Source organism: Marinomonas sp. CT5, from assembly GCF_018336975.1.
Classification (GTDB): domain Bacteria; phylum Pseudomonadota; class Gammaproteobacteria; order Pseudomonadales; family Marinomonadaceae; genus Marinomonas.
The window spans coordinates 4226607-4246203 of the sequence record NZ_CP025572.1 but is presented as its reverse complement, the minus strand read 5'-3'; the positions used below and the strand labels follow the sequence as shown (position 1 = coordinate 4246203).

Here is a 19597-nt window from a genome sequence, read left to right as displayed (position 1 = left end):
GCGCTTTTTACTACTAAGCAACAAGCAGGCCAGAAATTTTGCTTATAAAGCGGATCATTAAGTGAGGTTTCGTTCTTTTTATGCACTTGAGTTGGGCGATGAATGGCATCCTTGCACTAATAAGTATGAGTAATAGTGCGCCAAATAGGACGATTTTTCTATTATGAGGCATGCCTGTTGATGTTATTAAGACTGGTATAGGGTTTGCTTATTTTCGTTTCATTCGATCTAGAATTTAAAGAGTAGAAGCGGTTAAGCCTTATGGCCTGGACATTGCTCTTTCCTAATAAAAGGAGAGTGTTATGCCCCAGTATTTAATCCGCCAAGCCAAAGCCGTTGTAGGTTATGAAATTCCTCAAGATATCCGTATTCATGATGGCGTGATAGTCGCCATTGCTCCCACATTAGATCGCGAGTCTGACGATGAATTAATAGACGCATCACACTGCGTAGTTTATCCGGGTTTTGTGAATACTCATCATCATCTTGCTCAATCAATTTTAAAAGGCGTACCAGCAGGTTTAAACCAAGGATTAGGAGAATGGTTGGCCAGTGTGCCTTATCGCTTTTGGCCGCAGATTACTCCTGACTTAATGTATGTTGCAGCAAAGCTTGGTTTGTATGAACAACTTCGTTCTGGCGTGACGACCTGTGCCGATCATCATTATTTGTATCATGCGAACACGTCTCCTGAGCTAGAAGATGCGGTTTGGCGCGCAGCGGAAGACTTGGGTATCCGTCTGGTTTTATGTCGTGGGGCGGCTACTGCGCAAGGTAGCCACAAAGGCATGAAAGACAGTGGTATTAACCCCGAGACTTTGGACTTATCGCTCGATCGGCTCGATGCTTCCTATAAGCGTTATCATGATGCCAGTCCATTTAGTATGCGTCGTTTGGTCGTTGCGCCTACGAGTTTGATTCATACCTCTCCAGCAGAAGATTTACGCAGTTACGCACAATGGGCAAGAGAGCGTAATTTGCTTCGTCACTCTCATTTATTAGAAGTGTCTTTTGATGAACAAATGGCACAACAAAATTTTGGCATGAGCGCCATAGATTATGCTGCCAAATGTGATTGGTTAGGCGATGACGTGTGGTTTGCTCACTTAGTGCAAGCGGATGAGCATGCTATTGAATTACTAGCACAAACTCAGACTCGAATAGCTCATTGTCCAACATCAAACTGTCGACTTGGTAGTGGTATTGCGCCAGTTCTGGCGATGGAAAATGCTGGTATTCCTATTACCTTGGGAGTGGATGGATCTGCTTCTAGTGAAAATGCTTCGATGCTTCAAGAATTGAATCTCGCTTGGTTATTACATCGAACACATAGCGGCCCTGCGGCCACAAAAGTAGAGCAGGTACTTAAATGGGGGACGCAGAATGGAGCCGAGCTTTTAGGGTTAAAAACAGGTCAAATTGCTGAAGGTTATGCGGCGGATTTAGTTTTGTATTCTCTTGATGCCCCCCGTTTTGCTGGCGTCCACAGCCCATTAGAAGCGCCCATCTTATGTGGTGAACCTGCGCTAATTAAACACAGTTTTGTTAACGGTAAGCGGGTGATAGAAAACGGCCAAGTAATTGGTGTGGATGAGTTTGAGTTAACACGAGAGGTAAAACACGCTGTACAAGATTTGTTAGCGAGAGCTCCGTCTAATTAATTGGAGAAGCCATAGGAAGCGAGTAAACTAGTGCCCTATTTTATCCATCACTAAGGAAAAGGATGTCTCTCTTAACTCCACAACCTATCTCACAAATAAAACGTTTATCTGAGCGTGAATTAGTGGCTTTATTTGCTCTAATGATGTCTCTCACTGCGTTAAGTATGGATGCCATGTTGCCGGCGTTTCCACATATTGCGGAGTCTTTGGCGATTGTGGACTACCAGAAAACCCAGTGGATTGTCTCAGCGATGATTTTGGGGATGGTATTTGGCGAGATAGTATTTGGTCCTTTGTCAGATGCGATTGGGCGCAAGAAAAGTATTTTGCTAGGCATTAGTGTTTATTTGGTTGGGTCTGTAATTGCTTTGCTAGCGTCTTCGATTGAAGCGTTTTTAATCGGGCGAATGATTCAAGGCTTTGGTGTCGCAGGCCCTAAGATTGCCTCGCGGGCCTTGATTCGAGATATGTACAAAGGCGCGGCCATGGCTCGTATTATGTCCTTTGTGATGATGATCTTTCTTCTTGTGCCTATGTTAGCGCCTTCGGTAGGGCAGTTGGTGGTTAAGATGGCTGATTGGCGCTGGATTTTTGTGTTGTTAATGACGCAGTCTGCCGTCGCCGGTATTTGGTTGTTATTACGTCAGCCAGAAACATTAGCCATAGAAAACCGTATTCCTCTGCGTTGGGAGCGTATTTGGTTAGATATTCGGTTTGTCTTAAGCCGTCGTGATGTGGTGGCTTACACCATTTTGTTAGGCTGTGTGTTTGGTGCGGTTATGCTTTATATCAGCACCGCCCAGTCGATCTTTCAGGATGTGTATGAGACGGGTGATCGTTTCCCATTGTTCTTCGCTATTTTAGCGATCGGTTCCGCTATTATTAACTTCTCTAATGGCAAGATCGTGATGCGTGTCGGCATGTTGCGCTGTGTGGTTGGTGCATTAAGTGTGATGTTAACCATGGCGCTGATTTTGTTAGGGTTGTCTTTAAGTTTTGATGGCGTGCCGCCCTTTGGTTTATTCATGGTGTTGGGTGTGGTGATGTTTTCTTGCCTTGGGATGATTTTTGGCAATGTGAATGCGATGGCGATGGAGCCATTGGGTAAAGTGGCTGGGCTTGGAACCTCTCTGATTTCGTCTCTTTCCAGTTTGATTGCCATTATTTTGGCCGCGATCTTGGGGCAGTTTTATAACTTTACCCTTGTTCCTTTGGCGGTTGGTTTTGTGTTGTTTTCGGCCGTCGCCTTGATCATGCTGAGATACGGTTACCTCGCCAGCAAAACCTATCCAGAAGAATAAGATTTTATTCTGCATTGTTTTAATCCGTCTGTTTGTCTACGTCCTGTCTATAGCAAAATAAGGTAAACTATGGGCTCTGTTATTTAATTTGAGCCCATCTATGTCCTCTAATGTTCTCCAATCTGATTCCCTAGCTAAGCAGCTTTTTTCTATGACATGGCCCATGTTGTTTGGTGTGTTGTCTTTGATGAGCTTTCAGCTGGTGGACAGTGCTTTTATCGGACAGTTAGGACGTTTGCCTTTGGCTGCACAAGGTTTTACCTTGCCAATTCAGATGATTGTGATTGGTCTGCAGGTGGGGTTAGGCATTGCCACAACAGCGATAATTTCCCGTGCTTTGGGCGCTGGAAACAATCGTTATGCCAAACAGTTAGGTGGTTTGGTATTGTTGATGGGTAGCGTGGGGATTGCTTTCTTTAGCGTGATTATTTGGCTATTGCGTCATCCTATTTTGGCGTTATTGAGCGCGCCAGATTCAGTCTATCCCGTTATCGATTCTTATTGGCCCCATTGGCTGCTTAGCGCATGGGTTGGGGCGCTTATCTATTTTTATTACAGCATTTGTCGATCTAATGGGAACACCATGTTGCCAGGTATCATGATGATAGTTACCAGCATGTTGAATCTAGTGTTGGACCCGATTTTTATCTTTACCTTGGATCTTGGTTTGAATGGTGCGGCTATGGCAACGACCGTGGCATTTGGTCTGGGCACCTTGATCGTTGCGCCCAAAGTAGCGCGCAAGCATTGGATTACTTTTGATTGGCAAGATCTGAATATTGGCAAAAGTTTGGCTTCTATTGGTCATATCATGGGGCCGGCCATGATCAGTCAGTTATTACCGCCAGTGTCTTCTATGTTAGCGACCAAGTTGATCGCTGGATTTGGTACGGCGGCGGTCGCCTCTTGGGCGCTGGGGTCGCGCTTTGAATTTTTCTCTATCGTCGCTGTGTTGGCGCTGACTATGTCTATGCCGCCTATGGTCGGGCGCTTGCTCGGTGAAGGCCGTTTGGACGATGTGCGTTACGTTGTGCGCTTGGCGTGCCGCTTTGTTTTATCCTTTCAATTGGCGATCGCGGTGATTACCTTCTTTATTTCTGGCATGTTGGCGAACTTGATGACCAGCGACGAAGAAGTCTCGTCGATATTGCATTGGCATCTGATGATAGTCCCCGTGAGCCTTGGTTTACTCGGCATCTGTATGTTGATGGTGTCTATCTCTAATGCGTTAGGCAAATCCTATACGGCTCTGACTATCTCGGCATTGCGTCTATTTGCTTTCTTCTTACCTTGTTTGTGGGTTGGTTCAGAGATTGCGGGACTGAAAGGTTTATTCTTTGGTGTTTTGGTTGGTAATGTGCTGGCCGGTGTGTGTGCTTGGAGTATGTATCGAAGAGCGCTTAAGCAAGTTGTATATTCATTAAAATGAATAAGAAAATAATATTGTTGTTTTAATTGTTGTTTTGTTAATTCCTCTATCTTGATGATTACTATTTTTAAATCACTCTATATTATTTTTATAGAGTGATTTTTTTATTCAATTCTCTCAATTCTCTCAAACTCCTCTCAATTCTCTCAGTTTTTTAAGCCTCCAGACTCATTTACTTAATCGTTTTGACTGAAAAAATAATGTTTTTAGCCAATATAAAAAAATGATGCAGACTTAGTATATATGTTCAACATCATAACTATACAAAAGGAATTTGAAGTGAAAGACAATAAAAATCATACAAATATAGAATCCGACAGTTCTTTTTTTTTTCAAGAGGAATATCCTATTATTGGTGAATCTTATAATATTACTCGGATTCGTAATCAAATAGATTTCTCTTCGAGAATAAGCTACCCAATTTTTATTTCTGGAGAGGTCGGTACTGAAAAGGTTTCAGTAGCAAAGCAAATACATAAACGTAGAGGATTTGATAAGGCGTCTTTTATATACGTGCCCTCTAATATCGCAGACATTGTTAGCTATAATAGGTTTTTAGAAAAAAGTATATCAAATTCTCCAGGTGGAACACTTTATCTATCTGAAGTTGATCTTTTGCCTGAGAATGTTAAAACCTATCTAATCGACGTATTTACTAGAACTGATTTCAATAAAAAGTTATTTAAAAATAAAACTCGCCTTATTATTTCTTGTACTAATTCGTTAATTTCTAATTTTGATTCTCCTCAATTTATAGCCAAGATCTTTGGCTCTAGCGTGCCTCATTTAGAAATACATATACCCGCATTACGAGAGAGAAAAGAAGATCTTAAGTTACACATCGATTATGTCCTTAATAAATTTTCTCTTAGTCATGTAGAAAGCATCGCCATAGATTTATTGATAAGTTATGACTGGCCTGAAAATCTAGATCAGTTGCAAAGAGTGTTGTTTTTATTGGCCTCCGGCTGTGATGGCAACATAACCAAAGAAGACGTTCTTGCATTAAATCTTATTGAAAAAACAAATGATCAATTTGACACGATTGGAAAAATACTGGCACAAGATATTGAACAATTTGATCACGTTCATCCTGGTCTTAAGAAAGCCATAATATATATAGGCGAAAATTTTAAAGAAGATATATCGCTTTCTGATCTCTCCAATATGGCTTGCACTAGCCCTTCACACCTCTCTTTTCTTTTTAGAAACCATTTAGATTTATCTTTTAAATCTATATTGGTTCAGGTCAGAGTCCGGTACGCCAAGCAACTTATAGAATCATCCCCTCAGATGAAAATAACCGATATTAGTTTGCAATCTGGATTTGGTGATTTAAGTCACTTTGAAAAAATGTTTAAACGTTATATTGGCTGTACACCAAGGCAATATCGCCAAAAACTACGATTAGATAAAAATATTTCTCTTAGTATGTGATTGCATTGAAAACACCAGATTATTAATCGTTAGGACAGAGTTTATAAGAAAAGAAATGCTTAATATCAATTTTAAGAAGTAAATAAAGGAATCGAATATGCCAATTGATATAGAAAAAATGTTATCCGAATGGGCACCGGTTAGCTCTCGAGATATGTATCTGAATATGGTGGCGGATTCATTGGGTAAAGCCTCTGAAAATGCTACTCATGCTCAGCAACAGATTCAGACCATAACGGTTACTAATACGGCATTAGGCTCAGGGCTTATTTACTCGATAGCAGCAAAAGGTTCTTAAGTTGACTAGTGCTCAAATTTGTCAGCTCTAGCACTAAGAAAGGAGCCTATCTCAGGCATGACAAATGCTGCAATTTTCGATTCTGTCAGGTAAGTGAATAGGGCAATCGTAAGCAATTCCCTGTGATGGTTCAGGGCGAATGATTTGTGTTAATCAGCCAAACAACGGAAATGGCTAGTCACCATATGACCAGTCGAACCGCCAGTGTAAGTTGATATTGAATAAACTTTTTAGGAGTACGTTATGCCAGTAAATGAACAAATCACAGATTCCATTACACAGGTAAATACCAGTGTGGTGGGTGAAACGCCAGCTATGGCCATGGGGAATTTACTCATGTCAACCAGTCATGCATTAAGTGTCGCGGCCCATAATGCAACGGCGGCTCAGCAGCAAGCACAGATTACGATGCAAGCAGCCACCGTACAAGGTGTTAACTCTTTGATGGCGATTGGTTCTGCTGTCACAGGCCGAGGAGCAGAAGGAATTATCGAAAAAGGTTAATTCATAAAGCAATGCTCGCTCATTCATAAAACAGAAAAGGAAAAAAATAATGCCAGTAAATGAACAAATCACCGACTCCGTGACGCAGGTAAATACCAAAGTCTTGGGTGAAACCCCGGCTATGGCCATGGGTAATTTACTTATGTCGACCAGCCATGCATTAAGCGCAGCAGCTCACAATGCAACAGCGGCTCAGCAACAAGCTCAAATCACCATGCAAGCTGCCACTGTGCAAGGTGTGAATTCATTGATGGCGATTGGTTCTGCGGTCATTGGCCGAGGTGCCGAAAGCATCATTGAGAAAGGCTAATTCGACGTTAGCGTTAGCTTTATATTGTTATCAACTTAAACAGTAAAGGAATAAAAACATGCCAGTTAATGAGCAAATTACCGATTCAGTTACCCAAGTAAACACCAAAGTTGTTGGTGAAACACCCGCTATGGCCATGGGCAATTTACTAATGTCTACCAGTCAAGCGTTAGGTACGTCAGCCCACAACGCAACGGCGGCACAGCAACAAGCGCAAATTACCATTCAGGCTGCAACTGTTCAGGGAATTAACTCCCTGATGGCAATCGGTTCAGCGGTAACCGGTCGTGGTGCTGAGAGCATCATCGAAAAAGGCTAATTAAGCCATTACTAATCGTAAATATTCATAAAAGAAAGGAGTTAAACCATGCCAGTTAATGAACAAGTAACCGACTCAGTTACCCAGGTAAACACCAAAGTGGTTGGTGAAACGCCTGCTATGGCGATGGGCAATTTGTTGATGTCAACTAGCCATGCATTGAGCACTTCTGCACATAATGCGACGGCGGCACAGCAACAAGCTCAAATCACCATGCAGGCTGCCACAGTGCAAGGTGTTAACTCATTGATGTCTATTGGATCTTCGGTCATTGGTCGCAGTGCTGAAGGCATCATTGAGCCAGGTTAATACCATTTTGATGTGAGATTTATATCTCATTAAATTCCTCAAAAAGGATCGCAGAACGCGTCAACATTGTCTTCTGTGGTCCCCCTCTTAATTGAAAAGGAGCATCTTTATGCCAGTTAATGAACAAGTCACAGACTCGGTCACCCAGGTAAACACTAAAGTCGTAGGTGAAACGCCAGCGATGGCGATGGGTAACTTATTGATGTCAACCAGTCATGCATTAGGTACCTCTGCCCATAATGCGACGGCGGCTCAGCAACAAGCTCAGATCACCATGCAGGCCGCTACGGTGCAAGGTGTGAACTCACTAATGGCTATTGGCAGTTCTGTTATAGGACGCAGTGCTGAAGGTGTTATTGAAAAAGACGCCTAAGGCCGTTATCACGCTCTGACCTGTCTTCGCGGGTCAGAGTGACATTTTCGTAGGAGAATTAGATGAAGAGACTAAACGCACCGCCTGACGCAGATATGTCAGCATTAAACGCCGCTAACCAGTCCGTTGCTCAGTCGACTGCCATGGCGTTAGCGGATGCCACAGACAACTTGCGTAATTTGAATACTTTGAGCACGACAGCCATTGGCACCGCATTGAGTCAACTGCTTGAAACAGGCGATACCAAATACATGGATATCATCACTCAAGCGCAAAATGTGGTTAGCAACGGGGCTGAAAACTTTGGCGCCGTCGGCGAAAAAATTGCCAGTGTTCTGTATGACAGGACTTCATAGTAACCAACACTTTTCTCAATGCTTATTGCATGAGATGTAATCCATCCACCTTTGACTATTGAGATTTGCATTTAAGGAGTGAAGATGACACAGCAGGACATGCGCTTTGAAAACGAGTTTGAACAAGAGCTGCCAGCTGCAGCCATACAAGAATTTAATACGTTACAGTCTTTTTCGATGCAGCCTACTAGCCTATTAGAAACGACGTTAACCGATACATTAGGTTTATCGATGCATAACGCCGTGACTAATCAGCAGCAGTCGCATATGACAACCGCGGCTTCTATCACCAATGCCTGCGCACGACTGTTGCAAACGAAAACCGCTGTGCCTCTTTCCTCTTCTGCCAGCAAACTCAATGACGATAGCCTCAATAATGAACAAGATAATGAGGCCGAAGAAGTACTTGAGCCCAAAAAGAAGGAAAAGAAGAAAAAGTCACGGCTGAGTTTATTTGGTTTTCTTTTTGGAAGAAAAAAAGGAGCGGATGATGGAAAAGCTGAGTGAACTGAAGTTTGACATGAATGCGCAATTAGAGCAGATCGAAGCGTTTACCAGTCAGCAATTGCAGGTTGTGGAAGAGATGATCAATAGCACTCATGAAAAGCTCTCTGTTTCAGACGCAAATAAAGCGGTGGAACAAGTCGGCCAAGAAGTCACCGGAATACTAAGTTCCCTCGAAGAGCGTCTCGAAGAAGAAATGGACAAAATTAACCAGCAGCTGGAAGGCTTGCTACCAACAAATAATCAATAGAGGTTGTTATGGCTAAGAAACCACTCGTCGTCAATGAACAAGTTACAGACTCCCTAACCCAAGTAAATTCGCAAGTTTTAGGTGGTAGTCCCGCCAGCGCCATGGGCAATTTATATACTGCCATGGGATTAGCTATGTCTAATCTTAATAGCAACGCGACCAGCTCTCAGCAGCAAGCGAATATTGGAATGCAAGCGGCCACCGTACAAGGTGTGAACTCACTTGCAGCGATTGGTACAGCAGTATTGAGTCGAGCCTCGGAAGGCATAGTGGAGAAAGACGCACAATAATAATTGTGCGATTTGAATCCAGCAAGATGACCAGAAAAAAGGCCAATAGGAGATATTGGCCTTTTTCAGTCCCAACCACATGTTCGTTTCTGGAGGAATAATGAGTGATGATAAATCCAAAGACCTACAGCAAGTCACCGTGATGATTGATCAACTGACCGAATCAGCCATGTCCGACACCATGGGGCTACAGATGCAAAATGCTGTGACCATCCAGCAAGGTATGCAAACTATCAGCAATGCGGCTACGTCAACCGCTTGTGCGCTAATTCTTAGAAAAGGCGGCTAATGAGAGATGACCCATGGCCAATGAAAGCGCAACCGACAAGGCCCGCCAATCCATCGCCCAATCCACCGCCATTGCTGTGCAAGACGCGGCGGATAACTTGCGCAATTTAAATACCATTAGCACCACGGCCATTGGTGTTGCCATGGCCGAACTGATCGCCACTGGCGACCCAAAATACATCACCGTCATAGAACAAGCGCAAAAAGTCATGGAAAAAGGCACCGCCAACTTCGCCGAACTGGGCACCAAAGCCGCTGATGTGGCTAAAGGTTTTGGCTGATTTCTCCCGCGTTTAGACCAAGTATTTACAGATTGTCACTGCTTAAACTAGCGCTCTTACTTTTTCATTCGATACAAAGGAAACCTTATGAGAATCATCGATATAATCATGCTCGCTTGGCTTGTTGCCATTTCACTTTGCATAGTCAACCCTATTTTTGAAGCCGCGGTAAAAGCATCTTTTGCTGGGTTCTGATGTTACTAAGACGGAGTGGGGGTTACACATAGAGTGCACAACTTTCAGCATAATCCAAAGCAAGCCCACCCATTGGATAGTATCTCATTAGACAGTAATCCCTTATTGCCGCCATTACGCTTGGCTCAAAGAGCGTCTTGGGGCGTCACTCAAAACGACCAGCCACCTTCTTTAAGCTTACGGCCTTTGCAACTCTCGGACGCCCCGCGCTTGCTCGAATGGATGACCGACCAACAATGCGCTGACCTTGCCATAGAACCGCTTCGCTCCTTAGCGCAAGCGGAACGCCTAGTCACCGGGCAGGGCTATTCCCATAAGCATAGATATGGCATTTTCCTGCAACAAAACCACGTAAAAGATGACCTCATCGGCGGCTGTGCATGGGGCCTACACAGCGACGGCGAAGCCTACCTCAGCTATTGGGTATTTCCCGCCTACCAAAGAAAAGGACTGGGTAAAAAAGCCATCTCGATCCTACTCGCGAAAATAAAACATCAAGGTATAAAACGCGTCAGTGCCGAGGTGTTTGACCATAACTACGCCTCCATCGCCTTACTCAAGAGGTTGGGCTTTGTGAGGCAGGGTGAATTAAGGCATGAAAACAAACGTGTGTTGTGTTTTATGGTGCGAATTTAATCATCAATTCCACGCATTGCCCTGCAAAACACCTCGATTCGAACGCGTTTTTCTAACACCAAAAAACTACAGTAAAGACATAGCAACACATTACGTTAACTGTATTTGTTTACTTAAGCACCAAGGAGCCAAACGCCGTGAACCGCCAAACGCCCATCACCATAGAGCAACTATGCAGCGATCAAATAATCGACGCCGCGTACGCTCAGCTGTGTAAGCAATGGCACCTGCGCAAGGCCGTGAAGAAAATGAATCGTGTTTTAGAGACCTTATGTGTCTCTAAAGCAGAAAAGAAAACCTTTATCGGCGCTCTCTATTTCAGGGTACGTGATAAAGGCTACGACTGGTTGGGATATCGCATTGAACTGGTGACGTTAAAAACGCCCACAGGGACAAACGACACGCCCAACCAACACGCACCTTCTAATACGACAACACCCAGTCATACGTCGCATGATACGGCCAATGCTCCCGCTACAGCACAAGGGCACAACCGCCCCGCGCTGCGAGCCACACGCCACTATCAACTGACGATGAACAAAACCTGCATTACAAATCATTCTTTCCACAAAAACAAAGAGCTGTTTCACCGGCTTTATGAGCAAGGGGCTTCGCCAGAAGCCTTGGCGACTTATGTAAAACGATGGTGGGTGTGGGCCAAGGGCGGTGTCGTATTGGACGGGGGAATGGAAGCGATAGGGTACGGGGTGCGGGGTAAATCGTTACTAAATTAGCACCTTCACAACTGAAGTTGTGGATCTGCCCCAACATCTCTGAAACAACTAAAAAACTTTCAACGTCAAAAAACAGCGAATAAAGCACAAAAATGCAAAAACCAAATAAGAAAAGAACCGACTAAAAACCAACATCATGTGGAATCGCCAACAATAAAGGATACAAAATGGAACCTAAAAAGCGAAAGGGTGTGACACTAGACGAATCGACGTTCAGAGGCGACACGTCACAAGGTAATAACCTCAAAAAAATCAACATAAACATACACGAAAAAAAACAGAGTGAGGAACAATTCGATGACTCAGATAATTTGAATCAGAGCGAAGATGATGAAACACCAGATAACATCAAACAAAAAAAACCTACAGATCAAACATCAACGGCATGGCTAAAAGGCATCTTCGAAGCAAAAACAGCAAAACAAGAAGAAAAAGAAAATCGGTATGAAGAAACATCGAATCAACAACAAAAAAACAGCATTGAAACAGACTCTCAACCAAGCTTAATAGAAAACGCACGAATCGCGACACGTAACAAACCAAACGCGGGGATGACACTGGAAGAACAACGCATCGCACAAGAAATACATGAATACGGTCTCCGGAGTATGGAATATAACAAACACATAGACAGTAACCTAAACGCATTGGTGGACGGTACATCATTCTGGTGGCAACTAGGTGGTGGGAAAGGTAATTACGCGGGTGACTGCGCTTTCGCCATAATGGGTACCACACTACTTGTCGTAGACCTGGGTACGACAAAGATGCGCGAAAAATTAAAAACTATCATCACAAATATATTGAATCACAAACAATGTCAACTACAGATCAACGAACTGATACTGGTAATAACTCACTGGCATGACGACCACACGGGGGGGGGGACAGCAGAACCCGACGCGTTCGTGACATGGTTTAGAAACCGCACAAAAAAACACCAACGCGTATCAAAACCATCGAATGTGACAAAGATCACGAATGGGTTCGTAAACCTAAATAATCTGAAAGGAACGAAAAACAATGGAAAAGACGAATGGGTACGAGTGCGGAGTGCACAATGGTTAATAATAAAACGACAAGCATGGGACATGCAAATATACCAACCGCAGATGAAATCTGCCAAAGATCCCAACAACAACGATCAAACGAAAATAGGTAACGACACATGCATAGGCATCGTAATAAACGCTCAAGATGCATGCATACTGACAATAGGCGACATGGAAAAGGACGGTCAGGTAGAACTGGGCAAAGCTATCGCAGCACGAATGGGTGAAAACATACAAATATTCAATTACTTCAAAATAGCCCACCATAGTAGTGGTTCGAACTTGCCGCCGCCAGAAATAATACGCACGCTAAACAACGACGCAATATGGATCAGCTCAGGGCATACATTCAACTCCACGGGATACAATAAGTTCGGACCGCAACTAAAAGAACAAAAACAACTCGGACAACTTATGGAAAAGATCGAAGAAGAACGAAAAGAAAATACGGATGACTCGTCAATGGTCAACGACGATAACTACGAAGAATCATACGCGCAGGAAGAAAGCGTGCAAAAAACACAACACATGTATGCTCTAGTCATCGACTCAAAAACGTATCAAAACAACATGCGAGAATATGTGCCAGCTGCTATGAGAAACTTCGTCAACAAATACAACGCGAGCGTCGTAATAAGTGACGCACTGATCAAACTAACAAAAAACGATAAGGTAAAGATAAAAAACGAAAACAAATGAAAACGAGAATAAAACAAAAAAATAGGACGCGGGCGGGGTTTGGGTATGGCTCAACGAATCGAAAGCATGCGATCCGGAAAGACGTCGAGATGCGTTAGTCCTCCAGAGAACCTTTAAATGGTAACTCTCAGTTTCACAAACGTTACGGCTATCCTAGACTAACAATCGCACCCCAGAGTTTGGGGTCAGATCAAATATTTGGGTCATTAAGTGAGGCTTTATAAAGTAAATCCCAGTTTCACAATCGTTATGGCTATCCTAGTTTCTTGATCTGACCCCAACACTTTGACCCCAACTCTTCAAGATCGGACCCCAACACTTCTTGTCATGTAGCGACTCTTTTGGCGGTGTTTGCCTGCTGTCTTGGCACATAAAAAAAGCGGTTTATCTATGGTTAAGATAAACCGCTTTTTTGTTTTGATTTGCTTTAGTCGCTAGGCTAAATGCTTAAAGAATAATCCCGAATCGATCTAACACCGCTTGGTCAATTTTCTCATCATACTGATAATCCGGCTCTATATATCCTTCATCGCCTTCTTTTAGCGTAGTGTCATAATCATCTGGATAAACGGCCGCATCAGTTCTGACTTTTATTGTTGCAGCTGCAATCACTTGCTCTCGTGTTATTGTTGATGATTCGAGATCATCCGCTGTGTTTACTATGTTTACATTTCCACGCATGTTGCTTTCTCCCTACAAAGATTCAAAGTGGTCACAGACGCCACGGGCCGCGATATTGTCGCTCGAGGCCCACGGCTCATAGTGCCATGTCGACGACCGAGGACCGGCACTGCCGGATCCGGTCCAATACGCGCCGAAACGCGATGCTCCTACGCCTGACGAACCTACTGTATAAACCTGACCTTCTCCATTTGTGTCAGCCCCATACCATTCGTAGCCACTATCTCCGTTGCCACGATCCCAGCGTTCAGACCCCCACTGCCACAAGTTTGGGGTCAGATCAAAAACTCAATGCAAAGGCTCAACAAGTGAGTCTTTATATAGTAATTCTTAGTTTCAAAATCGTTATGGCTATCCTAGTTTCTTGATCTGACCCCAACACTTCCTTCACTCTTTACTTTTCGGGCCAGGTTTTAGGGGTGTGACTCGGCGGTTGGTGAGTTGTTCTATTTGTTGTTTGAATCTTTCGTTGCCGAGGGCCATGTTTTGCTGTGTGGCTTTGCGTATTTGTTGTGTGTTTTTTTCATCCATGTGGCCATGGAATAGTGTTTGGTAGTTTGCGGCTCGCTGCTTTTGGTTTTTGCCTAGGCCGAAGTAGATGGGGTGTGGCTGCCAGAATGCGGCGCTGAGGCTGTCGCTTTCTTGGGCGTGGAAGCGGTAGCTTGACCATTTGTAGTCGGCGGGGTGGTTTACCATGTTTGCTCGGACTGGGTTGAGTTCTATGTATCGTTGGCAGATGAGTAAATACTCGGATGCGTTGATGAGACAGGATTTGAATCGGCCTTCCCATAGTGTGCCGCTACGTTGGTAGGTGTGGTTGAAGTATCTGACGTAACGCCGGCCGAGGGCTTGCATCATTTGTGATATGCCGTTGTTGGTTGTGGGAGTTGCAAGAAGATGAATATGCTTAGTCATGAATACCCATGCGTGGATGGTGACATTGAATTTCTGTGAGTATTCTGTAAGCCAATGGGCGTAGGCGATAAAATCTTCTTCTGAAGCGAAACACACCTGTCGATTATTTCCTCTTTGAATGATGTGTTGTGGTACGCCGGGAAGGCAGAGTCTGGGTAGTCTGGCCATGAACAATCCTTGTATATGGTTGTATCGTTACTTTGGGAGCTTGGGGTCAGATCAAAAACTTAAACAAATCACTCTACAAAGAGTGATTTGGCTAAGTGCGGCCTTGACGGCACCGGAGCGTCCATATATGTCCTGTTGAAATAGTTCCGACCTTGTGAGGTTACACATGACGTTTATTTGAACGTACTCTTCAATCCCACAACACGGCTACTAGACAATGTACGTTTTAATTTGGGCATACCTCGGTAGCGTTCGGAGTATTCCCGGGTGGTCAGTGCCCGGTGGAGCATATCCAATTCCTCTTTAAGCATTTCACTGCGCAGGAATTCTGCGGCACCGATATTGTTTTCCAAAGCTTTGATATGGCTATTTAGATTCATCACCGGCATGCCATAGGCGTACTCGGTTTGCTGGTCTTGGGCGTCTGTCAGTGGGACGTATTCGATGTTTTCAACCAGGGCATCGTACACATCGTGTTCGCTCTTGGTCTTACACTCAGAGGTAAATTTGGTTTTTGAGGCCGCAAAATGCTGTTTTAGGCCATCTAAATCTATTGTCGAATCGTATAAACAACGAATCTGCACTTTTTCTACAATCAAATGCTCGTCGGCCATTTCGCCAAAACTTTGATTTAAGTCTTTAAGATGGTGATAAGTGGCCGCGCTGCCAGTCAATTGCATAAACACGTGGTTGTTGTCGGCGACTTGATAAATCAAAAACTTAATCGTCTCTCGCAGGTTGTGGCTGCCATCTGAGGCACGGGCCAACGACACTTTGTTTTGTTTAAGCAGTTGTTCGATCTGTTTGGCTATTTGAGCGTAAATGGCGGTGATGATGAAAAAGTCGATCATACCGGCATTGGTTCGGTCTTGCTCGGTGGAGCCTTTGCCCCAAACGTCAGGATAATCGCCGACTGGTCTGACATCGGAAACAAACGTCTTCAATTCACCTAACTTGGTTGAACTGTATTTACAGGCCAGTAGGTTGCTGTTGTTGGCTACTTGGCTATCAAAAAGTTCTTTTAAGCCTTTAATTTGGTTGGTTCTCCTAGTTACTCTGTCGATGTCTGCCCAAATATACAAATGGGCTTTTACGTTACTGATCAGTTGATTGATTGCCTGATTGTTGTAGCTGCCATAGGTGCCGGTAAACTGTTTGTGCAGCACGTTAATCACCGCTTTGCGGGCATTTAACCTATGGGTTGTTGCGTTCTTAGGCACTCCTAAGGAGTAACCCCGCTTGATGCGTTTGTGTAGCTTTTTCGGTGAAGAAGACTTGCCAGCCAGTACTTCACGGGTGATCAATATTTGCTCTTCAATATGGTAGGCTTCATCCAGCAATGGCATTTCAATGTCGTTAACGCCGGGCACGCCACTTTTTCTTTTGGAAACCTGCCAAGTACCATCCCTCAGCAATTTGCTATGGTGCTGGCATTCGAAAGTGTCTCGCCTTGGCACCGTGACATCAATCAATTCGCCGCGCAGATTACCTGATGCGGTCCAGGCGAGGTTGTAGTCGTCCATGGTTTTACCGAAGGTACTCTTTGGTTTTGGCCCGGTCTTATCAGATAAATCCGGTTTGACGTACTTATATCTGACGACTAGGCGATGGAGGTAGAACTCGTCGATGATCAAGGTTTTTTGTCCGCTGGCCAGTGGCTCTGCTGCTTTGAGCGGTAGCTTGCTCATGACATTTTCCACGGTTTCGCTCGAAATGATGTCGCTTGTTTCGCCCAGTGCAGTTTTGTTGCTGTTAAACCATTGGATCACCGCTGCTTTGGTGTCTTTGTTTAGACCCAGTGAATGCTCAACACATTGGTAGTGCAGATCGATGGCGGTAGATTGAGAGCTAAGTGCTGTTTTGAGTATATCTCTGGCTTTTTTCCAGGTTGGTTTCGAGCGGTAGTTTAGCTGGTTGACGTCGACGGTTTCTTGCGGGTACATGGAGTCGAAGATGGGATCGACGCTAAAGTCTGTGGCAGCTACCGCTAAGCGTTTGATTTTTTCAATATCTTTTGCCAATTGTGGATCTCTGGCGTTAGGCTGTTTTGTTAACTCGCTATTGATTGTGGATAATTTTGGACCGCTGATCAAAGTTATGATTTCATTGACTTTGTCCCATCGATGATCTTTAAAGTTACTTTCACGCCGTTTGCTTATGAGTTGTATTTCGTCTCGGATAATCGCTTTACCCTTGTCGTCGAAAATGATGATATAAAGTACATCTTGTCTATCGGTTACTGATTTTCGCCCTACGACTATTAATTTCTTTTTGCCGTCGTTTCGGGTTTTTTCTGCTATGGCCAAACTGGCGATAGGGGTGCGGTCTTCGCTGTGAGCAACCAATTTCAATTGATACTCGGGCGCTTTCCAGTCCGCTGTGGTTAAATTGGCAAAGCGTTGCCGGGACAGGTCGCCCGACTGCAGAGGGTGAAACATATCGCATTGATAAACGGTTTTGCGGTCGCCGGATTGACGGTAGCGGATTGTACCGCCATAAGCCAGTTTAATAGGCGCCAGTGGTTCACCTGTGGCATTGTCATAATTTTTCTTGAGGCCGTTTTTAATAAAATCGGCCATAGGACGGTAGGTGGCGGTGGTGGTTGGTGTGGTGTTTTTTGGCATCAGAGTAAAGCACATGTTGGCCAAGTACAGGGCTTCGTTGATGGCTTCGGCTATTTTCTGATAGGCCCGGTACCACAGGTCGAACGGGATATCCGGGTTGATGACGATTTGGGTGTCCCAATCGCTGGGGTCGGGCATGATGTCGGTTTGGCCTTTGTCACTAAACAGTATCCGTAATGCGGTGCCGCCTTTGATGAAAAACCAGTAGATCTTGTTGCCATCTTCGGCATCTCGCCATTTGGCGAAACGGTCGTCCCACTCGATGGCGTCGAGTTTATCTTGCAGGAGCTTGATGCTCACCACGTTAAATTGCTGAATAGCGGTATCTTCGTTGAGCCAGGTGGTCAGTTCCCCGTTGGCTATGATTTGATTAGCTGTTTTGTCTGACATGATGATCCCCATTGCTTGATGAATCGACACATTAGCTTTTTTGAAGCTTTGGCTTCACGGCGTAATTTGGGAAATTTGCAGTGTTTAAAAGGAAAACTGAGGGGAGCACGTCACTTTAAGTTTGGGGTCAGATGAAAAACTCAATGCAAGACCCTGACCCTGTAAAAGATTATGTGTAACTGCCATTTAGTTAACGAGTTTGCGGTCAGATCAAAAACTAATCCCTTAAGTGCTCAAGTGATTCTTTAATGGATAATCCTCATTGTCATCATGTGACTATGTTTCTCTAGTTTCTTGGTCAAACAAAGCAGTAATGATGCAAATCTTCCTCAACCCAACCAACCATAACTCAAGAATGTGTGGAGCCGGATGAAAAATAGTACCTCGTCTTCATCCCAGCTGATGAGACATGCCTATCTTACCTTGGGGTGGTGAGTTGATCTGTCGGTGACACTTCAGTACTCTGCGTAGCTGTGCTGGCGTCATCTGCGCGGCGCAAATAAATGATAAATTTCTTTTGCCTGTTAAGTGAGTGGCGGCAAAGATCCTCTAGCCTCAAAAAGGGAATGGAAAGTCGAATGGGGAGTGCTTGATGAACCGCAATGGACGCTTAAATCGAATCGTTCTCGTTTTGTTGGCCGTTGGGTGTGACCATTATGTCTTTGCGAGTGATGTTACGGCAAATGACCCTGAGCCGCTTCATAGACAGAAACAGTGGTGGATGCACGCTCATGAATATGCTTCGAAGCAGGTGGAATTGTGGTCGAGTGGTATAGACTCATTTTTGTCTAGAACAGACGTGACGGACCCAAATGACACAAAAGTCGACTTAAAAGTCGGAACCATCGCTAAGGAAGGCAACCTCGCTGGGTTTTATGATATTGGGGCACAATTTCATTTTCCTAATACGCGAAATAAACTCGATCTAGTGGTGGAAAGTTATGGTGATTCGCTTGATCGCTATTTCAGTTCATCAGATGATGCTCGGGCTTTGAGCGAATCAGACCAAACGGATGATGTCGCTGATGCCATTTTAGAAACGAATTCAACGGCCGCTTTGCGTTATGATGAAGTGGGTTGGAGTGCGGACGTTGGGGTGTTGATGTCGTTGCCGCTTGACCCATATGTCAGGGTAAGATTTCCTCAAACACATGCCATGACGAATTGGGCGTTCGATCAAGAACCACAAGTATTTGTTTATAACACCAAAGGCGTCGTCGCTCTTTATTCGATGGAAATAAGCAATATCTCCCATGAGTCGCTTGTCTATGGATTGCATGCGGATCTGACAATATTGGCTAAAAATGAGGACGTATACGCTAATCAGAGTTTTTTCGTTAACCAGCTATTAAACGAAGACAATGGACTCTACTACAATGTTAGTTTTCTACAGTCGAGAGAATCTGACGTTTATCGCGATAGTTTTTTATACTATTTTAAATACTCCCACGTACTGCATGACAAATGGCTCATTGGCGAAATAAAACCCCAAGTGACCTATGAGTCAGAAAGTCATTACCAACCAGAGTATTCATTGACCTTAGCTTTAAAAATTCTTTTTGGTAATCATTTTGTCAATTAACATTTGAGAGA

Annotated in this window: 23 protein-coding genes; 20 read left to right on the top strand and 3 right to left on the bottom strand. The window is 44.1% G+C overall.

The annotated features are described in order from the left end of the window. The first annotated feature begins 302 nt into the window (after positions 1-302). The 19 genes from C0J08_RS20240 (at position 303) to C0J08_RS20150 (ending at position 13226) form a co-directional block, all read left to right on the top strand. Complete coding sequence (locus C0J08_RS20240; protein ID WP_212653696.1) at positions 303-1661, top strand: amidohydrolase family protein; 1359 nt, start codon at positions 303-305, stop codon at positions 1659-1661. A gap of 62 nt (positions 1662-1723) precedes the next feature. Continuing rightward, positions 1724-2962 (top strand): multidrug effflux MFS transporter, encoded by a 1239-nt coding sequence (locus C0J08_RS20235; protein WP_212653695.1) that lies wholly within the window; start codon positions 1724-1726, stop codon positions 2960-2962. Positions 2963-3062: 100 nt separating this feature from the next. After that, the gene (locus C0J08_RS20230) at positions 3063-4391 is read left to right on the top strand and encodes an MATE family efflux transporter (protein ID WP_212653694.1); all 1329 of its coding nucleotides are present in this window, start codon (positions 3063-3065) and stop codon (positions 4389-4391) included. Between the two features lie 279 nt (positions 4392-4670). Then, a complete protein-coding gene (locus tag C0J08_RS20225) occupies positions 4671-5828 on the top strand; it encodes an AraC family transcriptional regulator (RefSeq protein ID WP_212653693.1) in 1158 nt (385 codons plus the stop codon). Between the two features lie 97 nt (positions 5829-5925). After that, a complete protein-coding gene (locus C0J08_RS20220) occupies positions 5926-6126 on the top strand; it encodes a RebB family R body protein (protein WP_212653692.1) in 201 nt (66 codons plus the stop codon). A 243-nt stretch (positions 6127-6369) separates the two neighbouring features. After that, positions 6370-6630, top strand: a complete 261-nt coding sequence (locus tag C0J08_RS20215) for a RebB family R body protein (RefSeq protein ID WP_212653691.1) — start codon at positions 6370-6372, stop codon at positions 6628-6630. Between the two features lie 49 nt (positions 6631-6679). After that, positions 6680-6940, top strand: a complete 261-nt coding sequence (locus C0J08_RS20210) for a RebB family R body protein (RefSeq protein WP_067342300.1) — start codon at positions 6680-6682, stop codon at positions 6938-6940. Positions 6941-6998: 58 nt separating this feature from the next. Further along, a complete protein-coding gene (locus C0J08_RS20205) occupies positions 6999-7259 on the top strand; it encodes a RebB family R body protein (protein ID WP_067342298.1) in 261 nt (86 codons plus the stop codon). A 48-nt stretch (positions 7260-7307) separates the two neighbouring features. After that, entirely contained in the window at positions 7308-7568 is a 261-nt protein-coding gene (locus C0J08_RS20200; protein WP_067342295.1) for a RebB family R body protein, read from the top strand. Positions 7569-7677: 109 nt separating this feature from the next. Next, positions 7678-7941, top strand: a complete 264-nt coding sequence (locus C0J08_RS20195; RefSeq protein WP_212653690.1) for a RebB family R body protein — start codon at positions 7678-7680, stop codon at positions 7939-7941. 62 nt (positions 7942-8003) lie between these two features. Continuing rightward, positions 8004-8297: a hypothetical protein gene (locus tag C0J08_RS20190; protein ID WP_212653689.1), complete on the top strand. Its 294-nt coding sequence runs from the start codon at positions 8004-8006 to the stop codon at positions 8295-8297. Between the two features lie 84 nt (positions 8298-8381). Next, entirely contained in the window at positions 8382-8804 is a 423-nt protein-coding gene (locus C0J08_RS20185; RefSeq protein ID WP_212653688.1) for a RebB family R body protein, read from the top strand. After that, the gene (locus tag C0J08_RS20180) at positions 8788-9051 is read left to right on the top strand and encodes a hypothetical protein (protein ID WP_212653687.1); all 264 of its coding nucleotides are present in this window, start codon (positions 8788-8790) and stop codon (positions 9049-9051) included. Before C0J08_RS20185 ends, C0J08_RS20180 begins: the two co-directional genes overlap by 17 nt. 8 nt (positions 9052-9059) lie before the next feature. Then, the gene (locus tag C0J08_RS20175; RefSeq protein WP_212653686.1) at positions 9060-9341 is read left to right on the top strand and encodes a RebB family R body protein; all 282 of its coding nucleotides are present in this window, start codon (positions 9060-9062) and stop codon (positions 9339-9341) included. A gap of 100 nt (positions 9342-9441) precedes the next feature. Further along, positions 9442-9630 (top strand): RebB family R body protein, encoded by a 189-nt coding sequence (locus tag C0J08_RS20170; protein WP_212653685.1) that lies wholly within the window; start codon positions 9442-9444, stop codon positions 9628-9630. A gap of 13 nt (positions 9631-9643) precedes the next feature. Next, a complete protein-coding gene (locus C0J08_RS20165) occupies positions 9644-9910 on the top strand; it encodes a hypothetical protein (RefSeq protein ID WP_212653684.1) in 267 nt (88 codons plus the stop codon). 228 nt (positions 9911-10138) lie between these two features. Continuing rightward, positions 10139-10741, top strand: coding sequence for a GNAT family N-acetyltransferase (locus tag C0J08_RS20160; protein WP_212653683.1), 603 nt, complete (start codon positions 10139-10141; stop codon positions 10739-10741). Positions 10742-10878: 137 nt separating this feature from the next. After that, positions 10879-11475 carry a hypothetical protein gene (locus C0J08_RS20155; RefSeq protein WP_212653682.1) on the top strand — a complete coding sequence of 199 codons (597 nt, stop codon included), beginning with the start codon at positions 10879-10881 and terminating at the stop codon, positions 11473-11475. Between the two features lie 167 nt (positions 11476-11642). Then, positions 11643-13226 (top strand): ComEC/Rec2 family competence protein, encoded by a 1584-nt coding sequence (locus tag C0J08_RS20150; RefSeq protein WP_212653681.1) that lies wholly within the window; start codon positions 11643-11645, stop codon positions 13224-13226. Positions 13227-13673: 447 nt separating this feature from the next. On the opposite strand, the gene C0J08_RS20145 is transcribed toward C0J08_RS20150, so the two are convergent. The 3 genes from C0J08_RS20145 to C0J08_RS20135 form a co-directional block, all read right to left on the bottom strand. After that, on the bottom strand, positions 13674-13907 hold the full coding sequence (locus C0J08_RS20145) for a hypothetical protein (RefSeq protein ID WP_212653680.1): 234 nt from the start codon (positions 13905-13907) through the stop codon (positions 13674-13676). A 387-nt stretch (positions 13908-14294) separates the two neighbouring features. Then, positions 14295-14990, bottom strand: a complete 696-nt coding sequence (locus C0J08_RS20140; RefSeq protein WP_212653679.1) for a transposase — start codon at positions 14988-14990, stop codon at positions 14295-14297. A gap of 173 nt (positions 14991-15163) precedes the next feature. Further along, positions 15164-18004, bottom strand: a complete 2841-nt coding sequence (locus C0J08_RS20135; RefSeq protein WP_212653678.1) for a hypothetical protein — start codon at positions 18002-18004, stop codon at positions 15164-15166. A gap of 592 nt (positions 18005-18596) precedes the next feature. On the opposite strand from C0J08_RS20135, the gene C0J08_RS20130 reads away from it, so the two are divergent. Beyond that, positions 18597-19586, top strand: coding sequence for a hypothetical protein (locus C0J08_RS20130; RefSeq protein ID WP_212653677.1), 990 nt, complete (start codon positions 18597-18599; stop codon positions 19584-19586). The last annotated feature ends 11 nt before the right edge of the window (positions 19587-19597 follow it).